This is a genomic window from Streptomyces thioluteus, assembly GCF_039535865.1.
In genome coordinates, this window is sequence record NZ_BAAAXZ010000024.1 from 1 (window position 1) to 18,956 (window position 18,956).

The following is an 18,956-nucleotide window of genomic DNA, read 5'->3' on the forward strand; positions in this document are numbered from 1 at the left end:
GCGACCGGCCTGGGAGAGGCGGAAGGAGCCGCCGTCGCCGGGACGTTCGTGGCGATGTGCGAGGGAATGGCCCGGGAGATCGGCGACCAGTACAACACCGAGCGGCGCGAGGACGACTACTTCGCGGCCGTCGAGGGGAAGACGGCCGCGCTGATCTCCGCCGCCTGCCGCCTGGGCGCGCTCGGTTGCGGACTTTCGGCTTCCGCCGTGGAGGCCGTGAGCAGCTACGGGCGGCTGATGGGCACGGCCTTCCAGATCGTCGACGACATCCACGACCTGACCCTGCCGCCCGGCAGCACCGGAAAGCCTCCCGGCCAGGACCTGGCCGCCGGGATCTACACCCTGCCGGTGCTGCGCGCGCGCTGCCCCACCGGGCCGGCCTGGCGCACCTGCTCGCCCCGCCCCCGCCCCGTACCGACGCCGCCGACGCCGCGACGGAAGGCGCCGCGACGGAGGACGCCGCCGCGGAGGACGCCGCCACGGAAGCAGGCCGCTCCGCGCGGGCGATACGGCTGATCTCCCGCACACCCGCGATCGCCTCGTGCTACGCCACCGCCCGGGAGCTCATCGAGGAATCGGTTCACCACCTCTCCCGCACCGGCGGCGAACTCAGCCCGGACGGTGCCGCGATGCTCGCGGAGCTGGCCCGGTCCGTCCTCTCCGCCCCGGACCGGAGGTGATGCGGCCGTGGCACCGAACCCGACCACGCCCGTCGACACCACGGTGCCGCTGAGCGCCGAGGAGTTCCGCACCATTCCGCCGCAGCGGCAGGCGGAGATCGTCCGGGGACCCCAAGTGGGCGTCCGCCGCCGGGAGTCGCTGCGGCTGCTGGTGATGATCGGCCGCCCCCGCACCTGCGTCCCGGGACTCTTCGCCTACGTCCTCGGACTCGGCTACGCCGGACCGGTCGAGCCGGACGCGCTGATGCCGGTCGGCGCCGTCCAGGCGTTCCTCGTCGGCTTCCTCGCCAACATCACCAACACCTACACCGACGTGGACGAGGACTGCCGCAACCTGCCCGGCCGCGCCTGGCTGCTCTACCGCATGGGCCGCCGCCGGCTGCTGTACGCGATCGTGGCGCTCAACGCCCTCATGGCCGCCCTCGCACTGTGCTACGGACCGGCGTTCCTGGTCTTCGTCCTCATCGGACTGCTGGGCGTGCACCAGTACTCGTTCGGGCCGCTGCGCATGAAGGCCCGCCCCTTCCTCGGCCTCTACATCTTCGCGCAGGCCGTCGTCGGACCGTTCCTGATCGGCTGGTTCGGGGCGCACCGCACGGTGGTGGCGCCGACCGGCCCGGCGCTGGCCATGCTGGCGTTCCTGTTCCTGTGGTTCACGGCCAAGGGACTGGTCAAGAACGTCCCGGACCACGACGGCGACCGCCGGGCCGGGCTGCGCACCTCCGCGACGCTCTTTCGCCGACCGGCGCACGGCCGCCCTCGCCGCGAGCGCGATCACCCTGGCCGCCTATCTGGCCCTGCCCCTGCTGGTGCCCGCGCACGCGGCATCGCCCCGGGTCCTGTTCGCCACCCCCTGGACCGTGCTCGCCGCGATCCAGTGCCGGCGGCTGGTACGCGCCCGGGACGCGGCGGCCGCCAACCGCGTGCTCCGCGCCGACATGCTGCTGTCCAGCGGATTCCTCGGCACGGTCCTGCTGCTCCAGGACCCCGGGTGGGCCTCGGTGGCCGCCCTCGGGGCCGGCACGGTGATCCTCGTCGGCAGCGATCTGCTGGCCCTGGACACGCGCCGCGACGCCGACGCGAGCGGACCGGCGCCCGGCGCACCGCACACGGACCCACCATTAAAGCCGCCCGCTCCCGTCGCCGCCGCACCCCGCGAGGCCCCGCCCCGGCCCCGGCCGAAGACGCCGCAGCGTCTCTTCGACAGGGTCGCGAGCCGCTACGACCTGATGAACTCGCTGCTCAGCCTGGGATCCGACCGGCGCTGGCGACGCCTGGTCGCCGCCCGGGTGGACCCCGCGCAGCGGATCCGCGTCCTGGACCTGGCCACCGGAACGGGCAGTCTGGCCACCGCGATCGCCGCCCGCAACCCGTCGGCGTACGTCGTCGGCTGCGACCTCAACGCGGCCATGCTCAAGGTCGCCCGCGAGAAGGCCGCGCGCGGAGTCCCCGGGCACGGGGGAGCGGCGCGTCCGCCTGGTCCGTGCCGACGGGCTCCATCTCCCCTTCGCCGACGGCGTGTTCGACGTCGCCTGCGTGGCCTTCGCCATCGACGACATGGCCGACCGCGAGCGGTGCGCCGCCGAACTGCTGCGCGTCCTGCGGCCCGGCGGCACCCTGCTCCTCCTCGAACTGGGCACGCCCGACAACCGCTTGCTGCGCCGCCTGTACGCGGGCGGGCTGCACACCATGAGGCTCCTGGGCCGGTCCCGGCACCTGGAGGGCTACGGCCACCTGCGGGAGGAGATCCTCACCTACGGGGGCCCGACGCCATCGCCCGGCTCTGCGCCGCGGCGGGCTTCGTGCGCTACGGCCGCCGGTCCCTGACCGGAGGCATCGCCTGTCTGCACTGGGCCGAGCGACGGCACGATCCGTGAGGAGTCGATGAGTTCCATGCAGGTCAACCGGAACGTGTACGCCGACGCCCTGGGCAGGCGGCGGTTCGCCGATGAGGTCGTCGAGGGGCTGGCCCGCCTCGGCGTGCGGACGGTCTTCGGGATGCCGGCCGAGTCCCTCAACCCGCTCCTGGACGCCCTCCGGCGCGACGGCCGGATCTCCCTGGTGGGTGTCCGGCACGAGGGCGCCGCGAGCCTGATGGCGGCCGCCTACGGCAGGCTCACCGGCACTCCCGGCGTCTGCCTGGGCACCGCGGGGCCCGGGGCGACCCATCTGCTGCTGGGCGCCTACGACGCCCTGGCGGACCGGGCACCGCTGATGGCGCTGTCGGGGCAAGTCCCAGTCGAGCAGGTGGGGTTGGCGTCCTTCCAGGAGATCGACCCGGTCCGGCTCTTCGACGGGTGCGCCGTCTACAACCACCACGTCGCCTCGCCCCGGCAGCTCGCCATGGTCGCCCGGGCGCTCGGCGAGGCCGCGGTGCGCCAGGGCCCGGTGCATCTGGCCTGTTCCTCGGACGCGCTCGCGGCCCCGGTGCCGACGGGGGTGTCGGTCCGTTGGCGGGGCGGCCCGCTGAGGGCCGGGCTCCAGCACGACAAAGGGCTGCTGCTGGCCGCCGCCGACCGGCTCGCAGGCGGTGTCCACGCGCTGCTGGTGGGGCGCACCACCTCCGAAACAGGCGCGCACATAGACGAGTTGAGCGATCGCCTGGGTGCCCCGGTCCTCGTCCTCCCCGAAGGCCATCGCTACTTCGCCCACCCCCGTACGGCCCCCGCCGTGCACATCCGCGACGAGATCGGCGACGCCGTCCGCGAACTCCTGGCACATGCGCCGAGTGTGCTACTCGTCGGCGCCCATACGGCGAGCGTGCGACGGATGCTGACGTCCCCTCACGTCGTCCAGGTGGCGGACCCCGCCGAGGCGGCCCATGAACGGCCCGCCGGATGGCTGCGGTTGCTCGGCGACGAGCAGGAACTGCTGCGCGACCTGGCCGCCGCCGTACCGGAAGCCGCCGCCCCAGCCCCCGGCCCGGCCCGCGCCGCGGACGCGCTGCCCCGGCCCGCCGGTCCGGCACCCCTGTGGCAGGCCCTGGACGGGACGGCCGCGCACGACGCCGTCCTGTCGCTGGAGCCCGGCGCCATCCTGGACTCGGGCTTCACCCAACTCCCCGTCCGGCAGCGGGACATCCTGTCCTCCTACGCCCTGCGCTGCCGGGGCGTCGCGCTGCCCGCCGCCCTCGGCGCCGCCGTCGCGCTTCCCGGCCGGCCCTCCGTGGCGGTCACCACCGACACCGGCCTCGCCGACTTCGCGGCGGAACTCCTCACGGCCCGGCGCTACGACCTGCCCGTCACCGTGGTCTGCGTCGAGCGCGACGCCCCCGCCGACCTGCGCGGCGTCGCCGTGGCCGCCGGACTGGCGGCACGGCGGGTCACCGACCCGGCACGGCTGGCCGGTGAACTCCGCGCCGTTCTGCGGACCCCGGGCCCGTCCCTGCTGTGCGTCCCGGCCGGGACCGCCGGGTTGGGGGAGGCCCGGGAGCACATCGCGGTCCACGGCACGGGCCCGGCCCCCGATGCGGACGCGGATCGCCCCGGCCCGCCGGACGCGGCCCGCGACGGCAGCGTCGGCCGCCTGCTGGCCCGGGCCCTGGCCGGCCTCGGCGTCACCGACGCCTACGCGCGGACCGACGCGGCCGCCGGGCCGCTGCTCGCCTGCCTGCGTGCGGCCGGCATCGCCACCCACGCGGTCGTCCATCCCGAGTCCGCCGCCCTGACCGGCTCGGCCGTCGCCAAACACACCGGGCGCCCCACCGTCTGCGTCGCCACGGGCGAGGCCGACCTGGTGCTCCAGGCGAACGGCATCCACGACGCCGCGTACGACCACGCGGCCCTGATCGTCCTCGGCGTACGGCAGGACGAGGGCGTGGTCGACGGGACCGCCCTCTTCCGGGATGCGGCCCGCACCGCCCGCCTGGACGGAACCCCGGAATCCCTGGACCGGGCGGTCCGGACCCTCCACCGGGCCGTCGCCGGACAAGGCGCCGCCTATGTGGAGATCGGGGCCAACGCCCTCGAACAGGAGGCGGGTTCACCGGACCTGCCGTCGTGGGAGGCGGCGCCCTCCGCCACGCTGCCGCCGGCCGCCCTGCTCGACCGGGCGGCGGCCGTCCTCGCCGCCGCCCGCCGTCCGCTGCTGCTGGCGGGCCGCGGCGCCCGGGGCAGCACCGCCGAGCTGCTGGACCTCGCCGCCGGGCTGGACGCGCCGCTGGTGACGACCATGCCCGGCCGGGGAACCGTGCCGGAGGACCACCCCCGCTTCGCCGGCGGCATCGGCTCCTCCGGCCACACCTCGGCCGCCAGGGCCCTCAAGAGCTGCGACGTCCTGCTGGCGCTGGGGGTCTCCCAGCGCGGCACCTCGGCCTTCGACCTGCACGGCGACTTCCGGCTGATCCAGGTCGACCACGACCTCGCACGGCTCGCTGCCTCCCCCGGGCGGACCTGCGCCTGCACGGCACCACCGCGGAAACCCTCCAGGAACTGACCCGCCGCATCGGCGCGTCGGGCCCGCCCGATGCCGAACTCGCAGACGAGCGCGCGGAGTTCACCGCCGCAAGCCGGCAGACGTTCCTCGCGGCGAGGCGCCGCGCCGTCGGCCCGTCGGTGGGGCGGCGCAGCGGGATCCGGCCCTCCACCGTGGCGCTCACCCTGTCGGACGAACTGTCGGACGAGCGGGCGGACGACACCACCGTCATCGCGGACGTCGGGCTGAACACCCTGTGGCTCTACCGCTATTTCCTCGGCGCCCGTCGGTTCGTCTGGAGCAGCTCCTTCGCCACCATGGGCTTCGCCCTGCCCGCCGCGATCGGCATCGCCCGCCGGCGGTCCGGCACCCGGATCGTGGCGGGCGTCGGCGACGGCGGGCTCGCCGTGACCCTGAGCGAACTGGCCACCCTCGCCACCCTGGACGAGCCCGTCGTGATCTGCGTCTTCAACAACCGCAGGCTCGGCGCCATCAGGTTCGAGCAGGAGATCATGGGGTGGCCCGAGTTCGGCTCCGCGCTGCACAACGGCGATCTCGCCGCCCTCGCCCGCGCCTTCGGCGTCCCGGCCACCACCGTACGCACCCGTGCCCAACTGCGCCGTGTGCTGCGCGACGTGGCGGGGTCCGGCACCCCGCACCTGTTGGACATCATCTGCGACGCCCACGAGATCCCCGCCCCCGCGCAGCACCGCCCGGCCGCCGCTCAGGTCTTCGCCTACGGCCTCGCGCTGGCCCGGGAGGCGTGGCGGGCGGTGGCCGGACGGGGAGGCGCCTGACCACCGGGCAGCCGGAGAGAGCGGGAAACCTCATCGGGAGGGTTCGGTTCATGATCACCCAAGTGGTCGCCCACACGTTCGCCGGGATCTTCTGGACCACCACCTACGTCCTGATCGTGCTCAAGAGCCGCGCGGACCGTACGTACGGCATGCCCCTGGCCGCCCTCGGGGCCAAACCTCGGCTGGGAGTTCTACTTCACGGTGGTCTCCCCGCCCACCTACGACAGCACCTTCGTCTACCGCGCCCAGCTCACATCGACAGCGTCTGGCTGCTGACCGACCTGGCCGTCCTGTGGTACGTCTTCCGCTACGGACCCCGGGAATTCCCCGGCCTGTCACGCCCGTTGTGCTACGCCATGTTCACCGGCGTCATCGCCGTGACCGCCGTCACCGACGTGCTGGTCAGCAGGGAGTTCGGGGACCGCTACGGCCTGCGGGCCTCCTACCTGCAGTCGTTGATGATGTCGCTGTTGTTCCTCGGCATGCTCCAGGCCCGGAAGTCGCTGCGCGGCCAGTCCCCGGGCATCGCCACGGCCAAGATGCTCGGGACCGCGGCGGCATCGCTCGGCGTGTACGCGCGGCCGCCGCTCGCGGAGTACGGTCACTCCGCGCTGCTGAAGTTTCTCTACCTCGTCTGCCTCGTGGCCGACGCGGTCTATGTGGTGGCGGTGTACCGGATGCGGCAGGGCGGTAGCGGGCCCGCCCGGCCACCGGGCAAGGTAGGGGCCAAAGCCGGGGTCGGCGGAGAGCGGTGACACATGACGCACTACATCCGGGAACTGGCGGAGGTCGCACGGAAGGACGCGGGGACGGTGGGCGCGAAGGCCGCCCGGCTGGGCGAGGCGGCCGCGGCCGGGCTGCCCGTCCCGGCCGGGTTCGTCATCGCCGGCGCGGCCTACCGGGACTTCCTCACCCACCACCGCATCGGCGGCGACGACCCCGGCCGGCTGGGCGAGCTGATCCGGGCCGCCGAGGTCCCCGACGGGATCGCCGGGGGCATCGCCGAGGCGTACCGGAAGCTGGGGTCCCCCCGCGTGGCCGTGCGTTCCTCGGCCACCGCGGAGGACCTGGCGGGACGCCTCGTTCGCCGGGCAGTACGACACCTCTCTGAACGTCGAGGGCGAGGAGGACGTCGTCGCGGCGGTCCGCGCCTGCTGGGCCTCGCTGTGGACGGCCCGCGCCGCCGACTACCGGCTCCGCCGGCAGCCCGGCCGGACGCCGGAACCGGTGATGGCCGTGCTGGTGATGCCCATGGTGGACGCCCGCCGGGCCGGGGTGCTGTTCACCGCGGACCCGGTCACCGGCCGCCGCGACCGGATCACCGTGGACGCCGTGGAGGGACTGGGCGAGGCACTGGTCTCCGGGCACACCACGGGCGTGACCCACGTCGTGGACCGCACCGACGGGCGGCTGCTGAGCGAGCGGCCCTCGCTGCCCACGGCCGAACTCGACCAGCTGGTGCGCCTGGCCGACCGGGTCGAGGCGCTCTTCGGCGGGCCCCAGGACATCGAGTGGGCCTGCGCCGGCGGCCATTGCTGGCTGCTGCAGGCCCGCCCATGACGGGCCTGCCCGACACGCCCGCGGAAGAGGCCACCGGCCGGGCCGCGACGGCGCCCGCCCGGCGCAGACCCCCCTCCCGCCGCCAACTGCGCAAGGCCCGGCTCGCCCTGGCCCAGGCCGAGCACTACCCCGTACCGCACTACCCGATGGACTGCTCGGTCTTCCTGCGCCCCGTCGTGACGACCTGTCTGGACGCGCTGCGACGGGCCGGGATCGAGGCCGGGAGCGCCGAGCAGGTACTCGTCGGCGTGGACGACGCCGCCGTACGGCTCGTACCGCCCCGCTTCCGTCCGTCGGTCCGCGCGGTGCCGGGACTGCCGATGCTGTTCCTCAAGTCCCTCGGCTGGACCAGGGTTTCGGCGGACGAGTGGACCGAGGAGTGCCGCCGCACGCTGGTGCCGCTGGTCGAGCGGATCGACGGAGAGGAGCCGGCGGACCTCTCCGACCGGGAACTCGCCGACCGGCTCGCGCAGGTGCGCGGCGTCCTCGGGGCGCTGGTGGGACCGCGCTTCGGAGCGCTGCCGCGCGGCATGGCCGCCGACGCGTCCCTGTCGCTGTGGCTGCGGGCCGGATTCGGGGCCGACGAGGGCGGACGGCTCCACGCCGACCTCCTCTCCGGCGTCCCCACGCTGATCGGCGAGGCCGACCGGGAACTGGCCGAACTCGCCGCCCGCATCCGCCGCGACCCCGAACTGCGGGAGATCTACGAGCGGTGCGCGGCCGAGGAGATCGACGCCCGCCTGGCGGAGACGGCGGCCGGCCGCGCTCTGCTGGCCGGTCTGCGCCGCCACCTGACGCACCACGGCTACCGGATGACCGCGACGCCCTCGCTGGGCTCACCGACGCTGCGCGACTCCCCGGAGATCCTCCACGGCCTGCTGCTCAGTCTTGCGCGCGCACCGGAACCGGCGGACCACGCCGAGGAGTTGGCGCAGCAGCATGCGCCGGAGGTCCCGAGCGGCGCGGACCGCATGGCCGCGGCCCGGTCCGCCGTGACCTCCGCGCGCGGCCTCCGCGGGCGCCTGTTCGGCCGGCCGGCACTGCGCCGGCTGCCCGCCGCCCGCGTCCACGCCGCCTTCCGGGAGGACAGCCACTTCCACCTCGTCACGGGTCTGGGCGTGGTGCGCCGCCTCCTCCTGGAACAGGGGAGACGGCTGACCCTGCGCGGCGCCCTCGACCGGCCCGAGGACATCTTCCTCCTGGAGCTCGGCGAGACGGACGGCGAGCCGGAGGCCGTCCACGCCCTGGCCGCCGAGCGCGGGCGCCGCCGTGCCGCCGTGCTGCGCGACTACAGCCCCGTACCGCCCGAGCTGCTGGCGGTCCTCGACTCCGGAGACGCGGGTATCAGCGGGATCGCGGCCGCCCGCGGCACGGCCACCGGGCCGGTGCGCATCATCCGGGGGCCCGCGGAGTTCCACCGGATGACCGAGGGCGACGTCCTGGTCTGCCCGTACACCAACCCCGGCTGGACACCGCTGTTCCGCCTGGCCCGGGCGGTGGTCACCGACACCGGAGGGCTTGGCTCGCACGCCGCCGTCGTGGCCCGCGAATACGGCATCCCGGCCGTCATGGGCTCCGTCAACGCCACCCGCACGCTCCGCGACGGTCAGTACGTCCGGGTCGACGGCACCGCCGGGACGGTCACCGCGGTGGGCGGGTAGGACGCCGGAGTCACCGAAGGCGCATCGAATCTTCGATGTCCTTTATGCGGCTGTGGTCGACCCCACGTCCTTCCATTTCCTTTTTGATTGATTCCCATTCCTCATTGGTCATGGACGTGGACTCCGGTGGTCCGCCGGGGCCGTCTTTGCCGTCTTTGTTCTTGCCTCCGCCGGGCGGTCCGGCAGGGGGCGGAGGCGGATTGGCATCGTTTTTCCGGGCCAGAAGCTGAGCGGTATTGGACACTGCCTTGATGCCGAGGTATGCCGTGGTCACGGTGCTGACGGCCGTGAACGCCGCAGTGGCCAGACCTACCAGGACCGTGGACTTGTCGCTTCCCGTAATCCTGCTCGCACCCCAGATCAGGGCGAAGACGATGGCCGCATCGCTCACCAGGATCGCCAGCAGGCCCGCCACGGTCCGGATGGATTCCATCCGCTGGCCGTCTTCTTCCGTGCAGTGCCACACCAGGCTGATGAGCACGCCGATCACGAGGATCAGCAGCGTCACGGCAAGGATGATCTGGACTTCGGGCTCCATAAGTGCCACCCGGCTCGCTGCGTCGCGATCTCGCGGCTCCCGTGACCGTCGACCGGACGGGAACCGTCCGACGCATCCACTATCACGCGTGTGGTGCCGGATCGCATCGTGGCGCCATGGACGGAGCTCTGTCCGGACGTGCTCCGGCGGTCCGCCCCTCCGGCTCCCAACCTGGAATTCCAGCCTCTGGCAGGGGGGCACGTTGGACAACACGGCCGGGACCGTCCGGCAGCACTACGAGGACAGGACGTCGCGCATCGTCGCCCGGTACGGTCCGGGCCCGCCGCCGGGTATGGCGGATGAAGGCCGTCGAGGCGTGGATGACCTACTTCGCCGGACACGTCACCGAGGCCCGCCATCGCCGGGCGCGACGCGCCCTCGGCTCCGCGGAGTACGTGCTCCTGCGCCGACAGGTGGTGGGCGCCGACCCCACCTTGAACCAGTTCCTGGTCAACGACGTGCAGTCGGTGCAGAAGGAGGAACGAAAGGGGAGTTGAGCGACCTGGTGCTCATCGTCGAGCGCGAGCACGGATGTTCGCGCGACGCGGCGGTCCCGGTCGTGCAGCGCGAGGTGCGCCGACGTGTCGCGCGTTTCGGCGCGTTGGAGAAGGACCTCGGGCGGCTCTGCGACCGCCTCGCCCTCCCCGCGGCCGAGCGCACGCAGGCCGAGCTCGGAAATTGACAGGGGCGTGACGATATGCCCCGAGGGCTGGCCAATTCTGCATTCTGTTCACGGCACTCGGAATTGACAGAGGCGTGACCGTATGCCTCGTCAACTCGCCGGAACCAGCGGTTTGTTGACCCGAAATCGGAAATTGACAGGGGTGCGACAGTGGCCTACGGTCCGTTCGTCAGATCTTCACCGATCGCACCCAAGGGAATTCATGACCACCTCCCCGACATTGCCCAAGTCCCGGCAGCAGTTGATCCTTGCCGTTCTCATGCTGTGCTCGCTGCTGATCTGGCTGGACAACACCGTCCTGAGTACCGCCCTGGAGACCCTCGCGGACCCGGTCCGTGGGCTGGACGCCGGGCCGGCCGAGCTCCAATGGGCCACCGGCTCGTACACTCTGGCCTTTGCCACCTTGATGTTCACCGCGGGTGCACTGGGCGATCGCTTCGGTCACCGGACCGTGCTCGCGACGGGATTGGTGGTATTCGCGGGGTCCTCGGTGTGGGCGGCGTACGCGGGCGACGCGGGCCAACTGATCGCCGCACGGGCCGCGATGGGAGTGGGCAGCGCGCTGATCATGCCCGCCAACATGGCCATCCTCATGTGGACCTTCACCGGCCCCGCCCGCGCGACGGCGATCGCCATTTCCTCGACCTCCGCCGGCGTCGGAATGGCTGTGGGCCCGGTCTTGGCAGGATTGCTTCTCGACCATTTCTGGTGGGGCTCGGTCTTTCTGGTCAATGTCCCCGTCGTGGCGCTGGCGTTGGCCGGGATCGCCATGCTGGTCCCGAATTTCCGCAGCCCCGTCCCGCGGCCGATGGACCCGGCCGGGATGCTGCTGTCGATCAGCGGGCTCGCGGCGTTGGCCTACGGGCTGATCCGTGCGGGGCAGGTGACCGCCTGGAGCCGTACGGAGGTCTGGGCGCCGATCGCCGTCGGACTGGTCCTGCTGGCCGCCTTCGTGCTCGTCGAACTGCGCATCAAGATGCCGAGCTTCGATCCCCGGCTGCTCGCGCAGCGCGCGTTCGGCGGCGGTAACGCGGCGCTCGGTCTGCTCCTCTTCGCCATTGCCGCCGTCACCTTCTACAACGCGTTCTATCTGCAGGGCGCGCGCGGCCTGTCGCCGATGGAGGCGGGCCTGGCCGGTCTCCCGACCGCGCTGGGCGCGATCCTGGGGGCGCCCCTCGGGGCGCGTCTGGTACGCCGCTGGTCGCTGCGGCCGGTCGCCGTACCGGCGCTGACCGTGGCGGCGCTGACCATGGGCGCGTACGCCCTCCTCGGACTGCACACCCCGCTTCTCCGGATCGAGATCCTGCTGTTGGTCCAGGGCCTCTCCATCGGCATGGTGCTCGGCCCGGTGACGGCGGCGTTGATCGGCTTCCTGCCCTTGGAACGGGCCGGTGCCGGGTCGGCCGTCACCAACACCGTGCGACAGACCGGCAGCGTGATCGGGCTCGCGGTCGGCGGCACGATCATGTCGATCGTGTACCGGCGCGCGATCGAACCCTCGCTGAGCGATGTACCCGGGCCGGTGCAGGACCGGGCACGGGTCTCCGCCGAACAGGCCCGGCATGCCGCCACCGCGATCCACCGCCCCGCTCTCGCGCGGGCTGCCGACGACGCGTTCGTCCACGCCATGCACGTCGGCGCGGTCTGGATCATGCTCATCGCCCTCTGCGGAGCGGCTGTGCTGGTGATCGCCCTGCGTCCTGCCGGAAGGCCCACGGGGCCGGTACCGGAGCGGGACCGTGATCAGGAGGCAGTCGCTCCGTGACCGGGGCGGCCCCGGATCCGGCCTCCGGCGTGCCCTTCCCCAACGTGCCCGTGATCGTTCATGCTGCCCCGTGAGGCGCGCGCCGGCGCGCCGTCCGGCACCACCGCGGCACGGAGGACACCACCACCATGACGACCAGCGCGAAAAGCCGGCAGGAGCTGACCGAACGGGCCGCCGCACTCGTCGGCCTCCTGCGTCGCAACGCCGCCCGCACCGAGGAGGACCGGCAGATCGCCGGGGAGAACATCGAAGCCCTCGCGGAGGCCGGTCTGTTCGGCCTCACGGTCCCCCGGCGGTTCGGCGGCCACCAGACGAGCGTCCGCACGCTCGTGGAGGTGAGTGCCGAACTCGGCCGGGGCTGCGGCTCCACCGCCTGGAACACCGCTCTGTTCAACATCTGCGGCTGGCTCGTCGGCCTCTATCCGGAACGCGCCCAATGCGAGGTGTACGGGGAGGATCCCGGTGCCCGTGCCTGTTCCGTCCTCACCCCCGGCGGGACGAGCAGGGCGACCGGGGACGGCCAGGTCATCACCGGGCGGTGGCCCTTCGCGTCCGGCTGCCTGCACGCTCAATGGGCGCTGCTCGGCATACCGCTCGCCGGCGCGTCCGGCGAACCGCCGGAACGGGGACTGGCCCTGGTCCCGACGGACGAGCTGACGGTCGAGGACACCTGGCACACGGCCGGGATGCGCGGCACCGGGAGCCACACGCTCCTCGCCGAGGACGTGTTCGTGCCCGCGCACCGCGTCCTGTCGGTGACCGGGGCGCTGCGGGGCGAGTACCCCACCGAGTTCACGGACGAGGCGCTGTACCGCGCGGCGTTCGTCCCGGTGCTCGCCTCGGTGATCGTGGCGCCCCAACCGGGCCTGGCCCGTGGCGGGATGGAGCTGGTGCTGGAGTCCCTCGCGAAGGGGCGTCCCCTGTCGCACACCTTCTACGAGCAGGCGCGGCAGGCGCCCTCCGTCCAGATGCAGCTCGCCGAGGCCGCCCAGCTGATCGACACCGCCGAGCTGCATCTGCTGCGCGCCGCGGACGAGATCGACGCCTGGGCGGCGAGCGGCCGGCACATGCCGCTGCGCGAGCGGGCACGCGTGCGCATGGACAGCGCCACGGTCGCCCGTCGCTCGCGGGAGGCGCTGGACCTCCTGTTGAACGTCCACGGCGCCGGAAGCTTCGCCGAGGCCAACCCCCTGCAGCGCATGTGGCGCGACCAGGAGGCCGCCAGCCGGCACGCCCTCACCAACCCCGCCATCTCCAGCGAGGTGTACGGCCGGGCCCTGCTCGGCATCGAGGAACAGGTGAGCGCGCTGATCTGAGCCTCCTGCAGAGTCCGGCAAGGACCGGGGATGCGAGCCGAACGCGCCATCAGCCACCGGTACTTGGGAAGAATGATTCCCGCCGTCAGCGGCGTGGGTAGGGTGGCTGCCGACCCGGATGCGGGCTTCTGCCCGCACGACGACCTAGGGAGCCGGAGTGACCGACCTCGCGGAGTCCGTCGAATCGATGGAGCAACTGGCCACGGTCTGGCGTGCCATGGCGCTCGACCGTGACCCCGGCGCGGACGTGCGCGACCTTCCTGGCATCGCCGTCCGCTGGGCCGACTGCCGGTTCGCCTTCTGGAACTGCGTCACCCTGACCGATGTGGGCGCGGACGCGGAGCTCGTCGGACGGCGGCTGGGCCAGGCCGCGGACATCATGCGGGCGAAGCGGCACCCGGGCTTCCTGTGGCTCTTCGAGGACCTCCTCGACGACGGGGCGCGCTCCGCGCTGGGAACGGCGGCCGAGCGGGCGGGCCTCGAATGCGCCTTCCCCGGTACCGGCATGGCCGGAGACCTGCTCCCCGTCCCGGAGCCGTGCCACCCCGATCTGACGTTCGTCCGCGTGACCTCCGACGAGCACTTGCGGGCTTACGCGGACCTCAACTCCCGTGGGTACGGGTTCCCTTTGGAGGAGGGCCGCGACGGACTCGTCGGGTCCGCGCTCTGGACGAACGAGGTGTACGCCTACTTGGGCATGCGCGGCGACGTTCCGGTGGCGTGCGCCGGTGCGGTCGAGGCGGACGGCCGCCTCTTCGTCGTGCTCGTCGCCGCGGACCCGGAGTGGCAACGCCGGGGATACGGCGAGGCGGTGACGCGCAAGGCGCTGTACGAGGGCGCCCGCGCGACCGGGCTGACCCGCGCCGTTCTGCACGCGACCGTCGCCGGGGCGCCCGTGTACACGCGTATGGGGTTCAAGCCGAATTCGCCGATCCGCTTCTACCGTTTGAAGGACTGACCGATCCGCCCTACCCGCCCGCCGCGACGATCCGGGCCATGGCCCGCTCGGCGAGTGCGGTGATCGTCAGGGAGGGGTTGGCGCCGCCCACGTTCCCGGGGATCAGCGAACCGTCCAGCACGTACAGGCCCGGCGAGCCCTCGACCCGGCCTTCGAGATCGGTGCACTGCCCGATGACGCATCCGCCCAGGGGGTGGGAGGTGAAGGGGGCCGGATAGTTCAGTGCCACGGTGACGAGCCCGGGGTTGGCGGCCAGGACGTCCGCCTGGTACCGGGCGAGCGTATGGGCCGAGGGCTGCTGCTTGGCCGGGGTCCAGTCCGCGAGCCGGACCGAGTCGCTGCCGCGCTGGTGGACGAACCTGCCGCGGTTGTCGTGGTCGACGGTCAGCAGGAGCGTGAACAGCAGCGGCAGCCCGTGCGCTCCCAGCCACTGCCAGTTCTCCACCCGGGCCGGTTGCGGATAGGCGTGAGAGATGAAGCAGGTGGACGCGCACGGGGCTCCCTGGGACGGTCCGGTGCGGTCCAGGAGCGTGGAACGGACGCCGATCTGGTCGCCGTTGGTGCCGAAGCCGGTGCCGACGGCGGCCGGCAGGCCGGGGAGATCGCCGCGGTCCCGGGCGGCCACGAGGAGTCGGTTGGTGTTGAGGGTGCCCGCGCACACGAACAGCAGGTCGCAGGTGTACTCGTCGGTGTCGACGGTGGCGCCGGAGGGGGCGAGCCGGCGTACCTCCAGGGCGTAACCGCCGTGGCGCCGGCGGTGGATCGTACGGACCTCGTGCAGCGGCCGGAGCTGGACGCGCCCGGTGCTCAGGGCCCGGGGGAGGTAGGTACGGGTGAGGGACTTCTTGGCCCCGTTCGAGCATCCGAAATCCGTTTCGCCGGCGGTCGCCGAGGGACGGACCGTGCCGCGCGACTCCGCGCGCAGGACGTCCCAGTCGAAGGTGGACGGCGCAGGGGAGGGCATGTGCCCCGCGCGGCGCATCTGCCGGTCCCACAGCCGGGAGTGGGTGAAGGGCGGTGAGGCGTAGATGTCCGGCGGCATCACGGTCGCCCCCAGCCCGGCCACGGCGCGGGGGAACCAGCGGGTCGCGAACTCGTCGTAGGACAGCCCCGGGGGATAGAGCGAGGCGAAGCAGGGCCGGGGCGGGGCGACGGTCGCCCCGGTGTACAGGACGGAACCGCCGCCGACGGCCGCGGCGCAGAGGATGTCGAGATGCGGTTGCTCCGACACCTCCGCCAGTCCCGGCTGCGGCCGGACCGGGACGGGCAGCAGGATGCCCGGCCAGCGGGCGACGGAGCGGAACCAGAACATCGACCCGCGGACGCGCTCCTGCGAGCCGAAGACGGCCCGCGTCGGACTGGTCGGCCATTCCCGGCCGCGCTCCAGGACCAGCGTGTCCACCCCGGCCTCGCCCAGCCGCAGCGCCGCCACCGACCCTCCGAAGCCGGAGCCGACGACGATCGCGCGGAAATGCGTCCGCGAGGCGGCGGTGGCGGCGGATCCCGGGGTCAGCGCGGCGAGTGCGCCGAGCGCACCGCCGGAGCACAGACCGGTGAACCGGCGGCGTGAAGGCATCACGGCTCCCTGGCAACCCTGCGCGCGCGAAACGGACGGCCGCGCACGAAGCGGACGGCACAGACGCTAGGGGGCCGGCGCGGCGGGCGGGCCGGGGCCGGCCGTGCTGTACCCCAACGGGTGGTGGACACCGTCAGGGCGTCCTCGCCTGGCGCATCGTCTCCTCCACGTGCCGGCGGAAGCTGCGGGCCGGCCGTCCCGTGACGCGTTCGACCGTGTCCAGGACGCGGTCCTCCGCCCCTGCCGCGATGGCACGGTCCAGCTCGGCCAGCATCCCGGCGAACTCCGCCGGCATACCGGCCGCCGTCAAGCGGTCGCGCAACTGCCCGGGGGAGAGCGGCCGGTGGGCGACCGGCCTGCCCGTCGTCCCCGTGAGGATGTCCGCGATGTCGTCGTGGCTCAGCGCCTCGGGGCCGGTGAGGAGCAGGTCCGTGTTGGGCGGCCGGTCGTCGGTCAGGGCGTGGACGGCGACGGCCGCGATGTCGTCCGCGTCGACGAAGCCGACGCGTCCCGTCCCGGTCGCCGTCCGGATGACGCCTTCGGTGCGGATGCCGTCCGCGTGGACGTGGTCGCCGGTGAAGTTCTGCATGAACCAGGACGGCCGCAGGACCGCCCACTCCTCGAACAGGCCGGGCAGCGCCTCCTGCACCCGGCCGACGCCCGGCCCGCCCGCGGGGATCGCCGAGGAACCGAGCAGGACCGCCCGCCGTACGCCGGCCTCGCGGGCCTCGTGGAGGAACGGCAGCATGACGGCGGCGGGGTGCGGGTCCCCGACGGGCGGTACGAGGTACACGCGGTCGGCGCCGTGCAGCGCGTGCGCGTACGTCGACGGTTCGTGCCAGTCGAAGCGCACGGACCGGGCGCTGTCCGGAGCGGTGGGGCGGCGGGTGGCCGCGGAGACCCGGTGGCCGAGCGCGACCAGCCGGGAGGCGACCCGGCTGCCGGTGGTGCCGGTGGAGCCGGTGACGAGGACGGCGGCGTGATCGGTCGTTCCATGCGCCTTGCCCTTCCTCATGCCGCGTCCGTCGAGAAGAACTTCACGTCGTCCAGGGAGCCCGGGACGGCGGACGGGTTCCGGTAGTCGCGCTTGCTCAGCAGCAGGTCGAGGCCGCGGCGGTAGACGTTCGCGGGCGTAGTCGCGGGCAGGGGGGAATCGCTCATCGGGCACTCCGTCTTCTACGATGACGATGCGGACTGCAAGTCCGCTTTCACGATACGGACTGTCGGTCCGTTTATGCAAGGGAGGTCCTGCCGGTGCGCAAGGAACGCGCGGACGCCGCACGCAACAGAGAAGCCGTCCTGGCCGCGGCCGACGCGCTCTTCGCCCGCAGCGAGAGCCCCGGCAGCGTCTCCATGGACGACGTCGCGGCGGCGGCAGGCGTCGGCAAGGGCACCCTCTTCCGCCGCTTCGGCGACCGGACCGGCCTGATCCGGGCCGTGGTCGAGGCCCGCATCGCGCCCCTGCGCCAGGCCGTCGAGACCGGCCCCGGCCCCCTCGGCCCCGCCGCGCCGCCGCGCGACCGCGCCCTCGCCCTGCTCGACGCGCTGCTGCGGTTCAAGCTCGACAACCGGTACCTCGCCCTCGCCCTGGAGGAGGCCGGCGGCGCGAGCCCCTACCAGGCGGAGCACTACGCGTGGTGGCATGCCACCCTCGAGGGCACGCTCCGGAAGCTGCCCGGCGTCGAGGACGCCGCCTTCACGGCACACGCCCTGCTCGCGGCGGTCCGGGCGGACCTCGTCGAACACCTCGCGGGACCGGAGGGGCTGACGGCGGAGCAACTGCGGAAGGGGCTGGCCGCCTTCGCCGCCAAGGCCCTGGGCGAAGGATCGTAGAATGATCGATCGCCCACTCCTGTACGGCCGTTGACGCCTGTCGCCCCGCACCGCGCGCCTTCGGGGAACGGCCCGGCCCGGCCGGTACAAAGAGGCCCGGGAACCACCCCCCCGCCCCCGATGGGTTGATCGCCGATGCCGAACGAGACCGACGCCTCCGCCGCAGGGAACCCGGCCGCAGGACGGACCGGATGAGACGGCGCCGGGTGCTGGCCGGGCTCGCGGGCCTCACGACGGCGGGGATCGGTACGGCGGACCGCGGGTGCGGCGCGCGGCCGGGCCGGAGCGGCGGCCGCGGCCGGGTGGCCCTGACCCTGCTGTCGCACTACGGGGAAGGGCCGCTCAAGGCCGGACTGCAACGCGCCGTCGACGACTGGAACGCCGGGCAGTCGCACAGCCGGGTCGAGACGATGGCCGTCCGGTTCGAGGACCTGCTCACCACCGTCGTCGTACGACAGGCGGCAGGACAGGGCGCCGACATCGTCCACCTCTACGCCCTGTGGGCGGGGCAACTGGTGCGCACCGGAGTGCTGCGCCCGGTGCCGGCGGACGACGCCGCGCTCGTACAGGACGGGTTCCCCGCCGCCGTCACCCGGGCGGTGAGCGTCGACGGCGCCGCGTACGGCTATCCCACCGAGGTCCAGACCTACGGCCTCTACTGCAACCGCGCCTCCTCGCCGCCGCGGGCGCCGCCGAACCGCCGCGCACCTGGCGGGAACTGGAGGCCGTCGCCGGTGCGCCGCGGCGCGCCGGCCCCCACGGCAACACCCTGGTCCAGGGCCTGGCGCTGTCCCGCGCGGACGACTCCGAGACCGTCAACCAGACGCTTGGCCCTGCTCGCTCCCGGGCGGCGCTTCCTCAACCCCCGACGGGCGGCGCTGCGCCCTCGGCACCCCCGACGGCGAAGCCGTCTTTCGAGCTCCAGCGGCCGGCTGGTAGGAGCGACGCGCGCGCCGGCGAACCCCGGCCCGTGGGGATGCCACAGACATGTACGCGGGCCCTTTTCCCTCCGGACTCGGTGGGGGCGGGGCCATTGGCGGTGTTAAACGGCGGGTGGTGGTGCGGGTGCATAAAGCCCCGCTCGCCCCCCGCCACGAATGGGGGGATAGCGCTCGGCTGACGACGTCCCCTGACCGCGCGGCTGACCCCCGGCCCGGTAAACCGGGCAGCGGCGGGA

Annotated in this window: 18 protein-coding genes and 3 pseudogenes; 17 read left to right on the forward strand and 4 right to left on the reverse strand. The window is 73.4% G+C overall.

Annotated elements, in window-relative coordinates:
- The 10 genes and pseudogenes from ABD794_RS02910 to ABD794_RS02945 all read left to right on the forward strand — a co-directional run.
- On the forward strand, nucleotides 1-516 hold a 516-nt coding region (locus tag ABD794_RS02910), incomplete at its 5' end, for a polyprenyl synthetase family protein (protein ID WP_344960751.1).
- A 318-nt stretch (nucleotides 517-834) separates the two neighbouring features.
- Nucleotides 835-1,410: pseudogene (locus ABD794_RS02915) on the forward strand (UbiA family prenyltransferase); the annotation flags it as partial.
- A gap of 499 nt (nucleotides 1,411-1,909) precedes the next feature.
- A pseudogene (locus tag ABD794_RS18515) lies at nucleotides 1,910-2,062 on the forward strand (class I SAM-dependent methyltransferase); the annotation flags it as partial.
- Nucleotides 2,063-2,156: 94 nt separating this feature from the next.
- Nucleotides 2,157-2,507 carry a class I SAM-dependent methyltransferase gene (locus tag ABD794_RS02920; RefSeq protein WP_344960766.1) on the forward strand — a complete coding sequence of 117 codons (351 nt, stop codon included), beginning with the start codon at nucleotides 2,157-2,159 and terminating at the stop codon, nucleotides 2,505-2,507.
- A 57-nt stretch (nucleotides 2,508-2,564) separates the two neighbouring features.
- Nucleotides 2,565-5,114, forward strand: a complete 2,550-nt coding sequence (locus tag ABD794_RS02925) for a thiamine pyrophosphate-binding protein (protein ID WP_344960752.1) — start codon at nucleotides 2,565-2,567, stop codon at nucleotides 5,112-5,114.
- Nucleotides 5,115-5,233: 119 nt separating this feature from the next.
- The gene (locus ABD794_RS02930; RefSeq protein WP_344960753.1) at nucleotides 5,234-5,890 is read left to right on the forward strand and encodes a thiamine pyrophosphate-dependent enzyme; all 657 of its coding nucleotides are present in this window, start codon (nucleotides 5,234-5,236) and stop codon (nucleotides 5,888-5,890) included.
- A gap of 50 nt (nucleotides 5,891-5,940) precedes the next feature.
- Nucleotides 5,941-6,645, forward strand: a complete 705-nt coding sequence (locus ABD794_RS02935) for a transmembrane-type terpene cyclase (protein WP_344960754.1) — start codon at nucleotides 5,941-5,943, stop codon at nucleotides 6,643-6,645.
- A gap of 3 nt (nucleotides 6,646-6,648) precedes the next feature.
- Nucleotides 6,649-6,948 (forward strand): annotated as a pseudogene (locus tag ABD794_RS18520) (PEP/pyruvate-binding domain-containing protein); the annotation flags it as partial.
- 49 nt (nucleotides 6,949-6,997) lie between these two features.
- Nucleotides 6,998-7,450, forward strand: coding sequence for a PEP/pyruvate-binding domain-containing protein (locus ABD794_RS02940; RefSeq protein WP_344960767.1), 453 nt, complete (start codon nucleotides 6,998-7,000; stop codon nucleotides 7,448-7,450).
- The gene (locus ABD794_RS02945; RefSeq protein WP_344960755.1) at nucleotides 7,447-9,111 is read left to right on the forward strand and encodes a PEP-utilizing enzyme; all 1,665 of its coding nucleotides are present in this window, start codon (nucleotides 7,447-7,449) and stop codon (nucleotides 9,109-9,111) included. Before ABD794_RS02940 ends, ABD794_RS02945 begins: the two co-directional genes overlap by 4 nt.
- A gap of 10 nt (nucleotides 9,112-9,121) precedes the next feature.
- Here the strand turns inward: ABD794_RS02945 and ABD794_RS02950 are convergent, their stop codons facing one another.
- Nucleotides 9,122-9,619, reverse strand: a complete 498-nt coding sequence (locus tag ABD794_RS02950; protein WP_344960756.1) for a hypothetical protein — start codon at nucleotides 9,617-9,619, stop codon at nucleotides 9,122-9,124.
- Between the two features lie 146 nt (nucleotides 9,620-9,765).
- On the opposite strand from ABD794_RS02950, the gene ABD794_RS02955 reads away from it, so the two are divergent.
- From ABD794_RS02955 to ABD794_RS02975, 5 genes are all read left to right on the forward strand, one after another.
- Nucleotides 9,766-10,146, forward strand: coding sequence for a terpene synthase family protein (locus ABD794_RS02955; protein WP_344960757.1), 381 nt, complete (start codon nucleotides 9,766-9,768; stop codon nucleotides 10,144-10,146).
- Nucleotides 10,143-10,331, forward strand: a complete 189-nt coding sequence (locus ABD794_RS02960) for a hypothetical protein (RefSeq protein ID WP_344960758.1) — start codon at nucleotides 10,143-10,145, stop codon at nucleotides 10,329-10,331. Before ABD794_RS02955 ends, ABD794_RS02960 begins: the two co-directional genes overlap by 4 nt.
- A 202-nt stretch (nucleotides 10,332-10,533) precedes the next feature.
- Nucleotides 10,534-12,096 carry an MFS transporter gene (locus tag ABD794_RS02965; RefSeq protein ID WP_344960759.1) on the forward strand — a complete coding sequence of 521 codons (1,563 nt, stop codon included), beginning with the start codon at nucleotides 10,534-10,536 and terminating at the stop codon, nucleotides 12,094-12,096.
- Nucleotides 12,097-12,224: 128 nt separating this feature from the next.
- Nucleotides 12,225-13,412: an acyl-CoA dehydrogenase family protein gene (locus tag ABD794_RS02970; RefSeq protein ID WP_344960760.1), complete on the forward strand. Its 1,188-nt coding sequence runs from the start codon at nucleotides 12,225-12,227 to the stop codon at nucleotides 13,410-13,412.
- A gap of 157 nt (nucleotides 13,413-13,569) precedes the next feature.
- The gene (locus tag ABD794_RS02975; RefSeq protein ID WP_344960761.1) at nucleotides 13,570-14,370 is read left to right on the forward strand and encodes a GNAT family N-acetyltransferase; all 801 of its coding nucleotides are present in this window, start codon (nucleotides 13,570-13,572) and stop codon (nucleotides 14,368-14,370) included.
- A gap of 10 nt (nucleotides 14,371-14,380) precedes the next feature.
- Here ABD794_RS02975 and ABD794_RS02980 read toward each other — a convergent pair whose 3' ends face one another.
- From ABD794_RS02980 to ABD794_RS02990, 3 genes are all read right to left on the reverse strand, one after another.
- Entirely contained in the window at nucleotides 14,381-15,946 is a 1,566-nt protein-coding gene (locus tag ABD794_RS02980) for a GMC oxidoreductase (RefSeq protein WP_344960762.1), read from the reverse strand.
- A 133-nt stretch (nucleotides 15,947-16,079) separates the two neighbouring features.
- Nucleotides 16,080-16,961 carry an NAD-dependent epimerase/dehydratase family protein gene (locus tag ABD794_RS02985; RefSeq protein WP_344960763.1) on the reverse strand — a complete coding sequence of 294 codons (882 nt, stop codon included), beginning with the start codon at nucleotides 16,959-16,961 and terminating at the stop codon, nucleotides 16,080-16,082.
- Complete coding sequence (locus ABD794_RS02990; protein WP_344960764.1) at nucleotides 16,958-17,107, reverse strand: hypothetical protein; 150 nt, start codon at nucleotides 17,105-17,107, stop codon at nucleotides 16,958-16,960. Before ABD794_RS02990 ends, ABD794_RS02985 begins: the two co-directional genes overlap by 4 nt.
- Before the next feature lie 87 nt (nucleotides 17,108-17,194).
- Between ABD794_RS02990 and ABD794_RS02995 the strand changes: the two genes are divergently transcribed.
- A complete protein-coding gene (locus tag ABD794_RS02995) occupies nucleotides 17,195-17,779 on the forward strand; it encodes a TetR/AcrR family transcriptional regulator (protein WP_344960768.1) in 585 nt (194 codons plus the stop codon).
- Nucleotides 17,780-17,970: 191 nt separating this feature from the next.
- Nucleotides 17,971-18,825 (forward strand): ABC transporter substrate-binding protein, encoded by an 855-nt coding sequence (locus ABD794_RS03000; protein ID WP_344960765.1) that lies wholly within the window; start codon nucleotides 17,971-17,973, stop codon nucleotides 18,823-18,825.
- The last annotated feature ends 131 nt before the right edge of the window (nucleotides 18,826-18,956 follow it).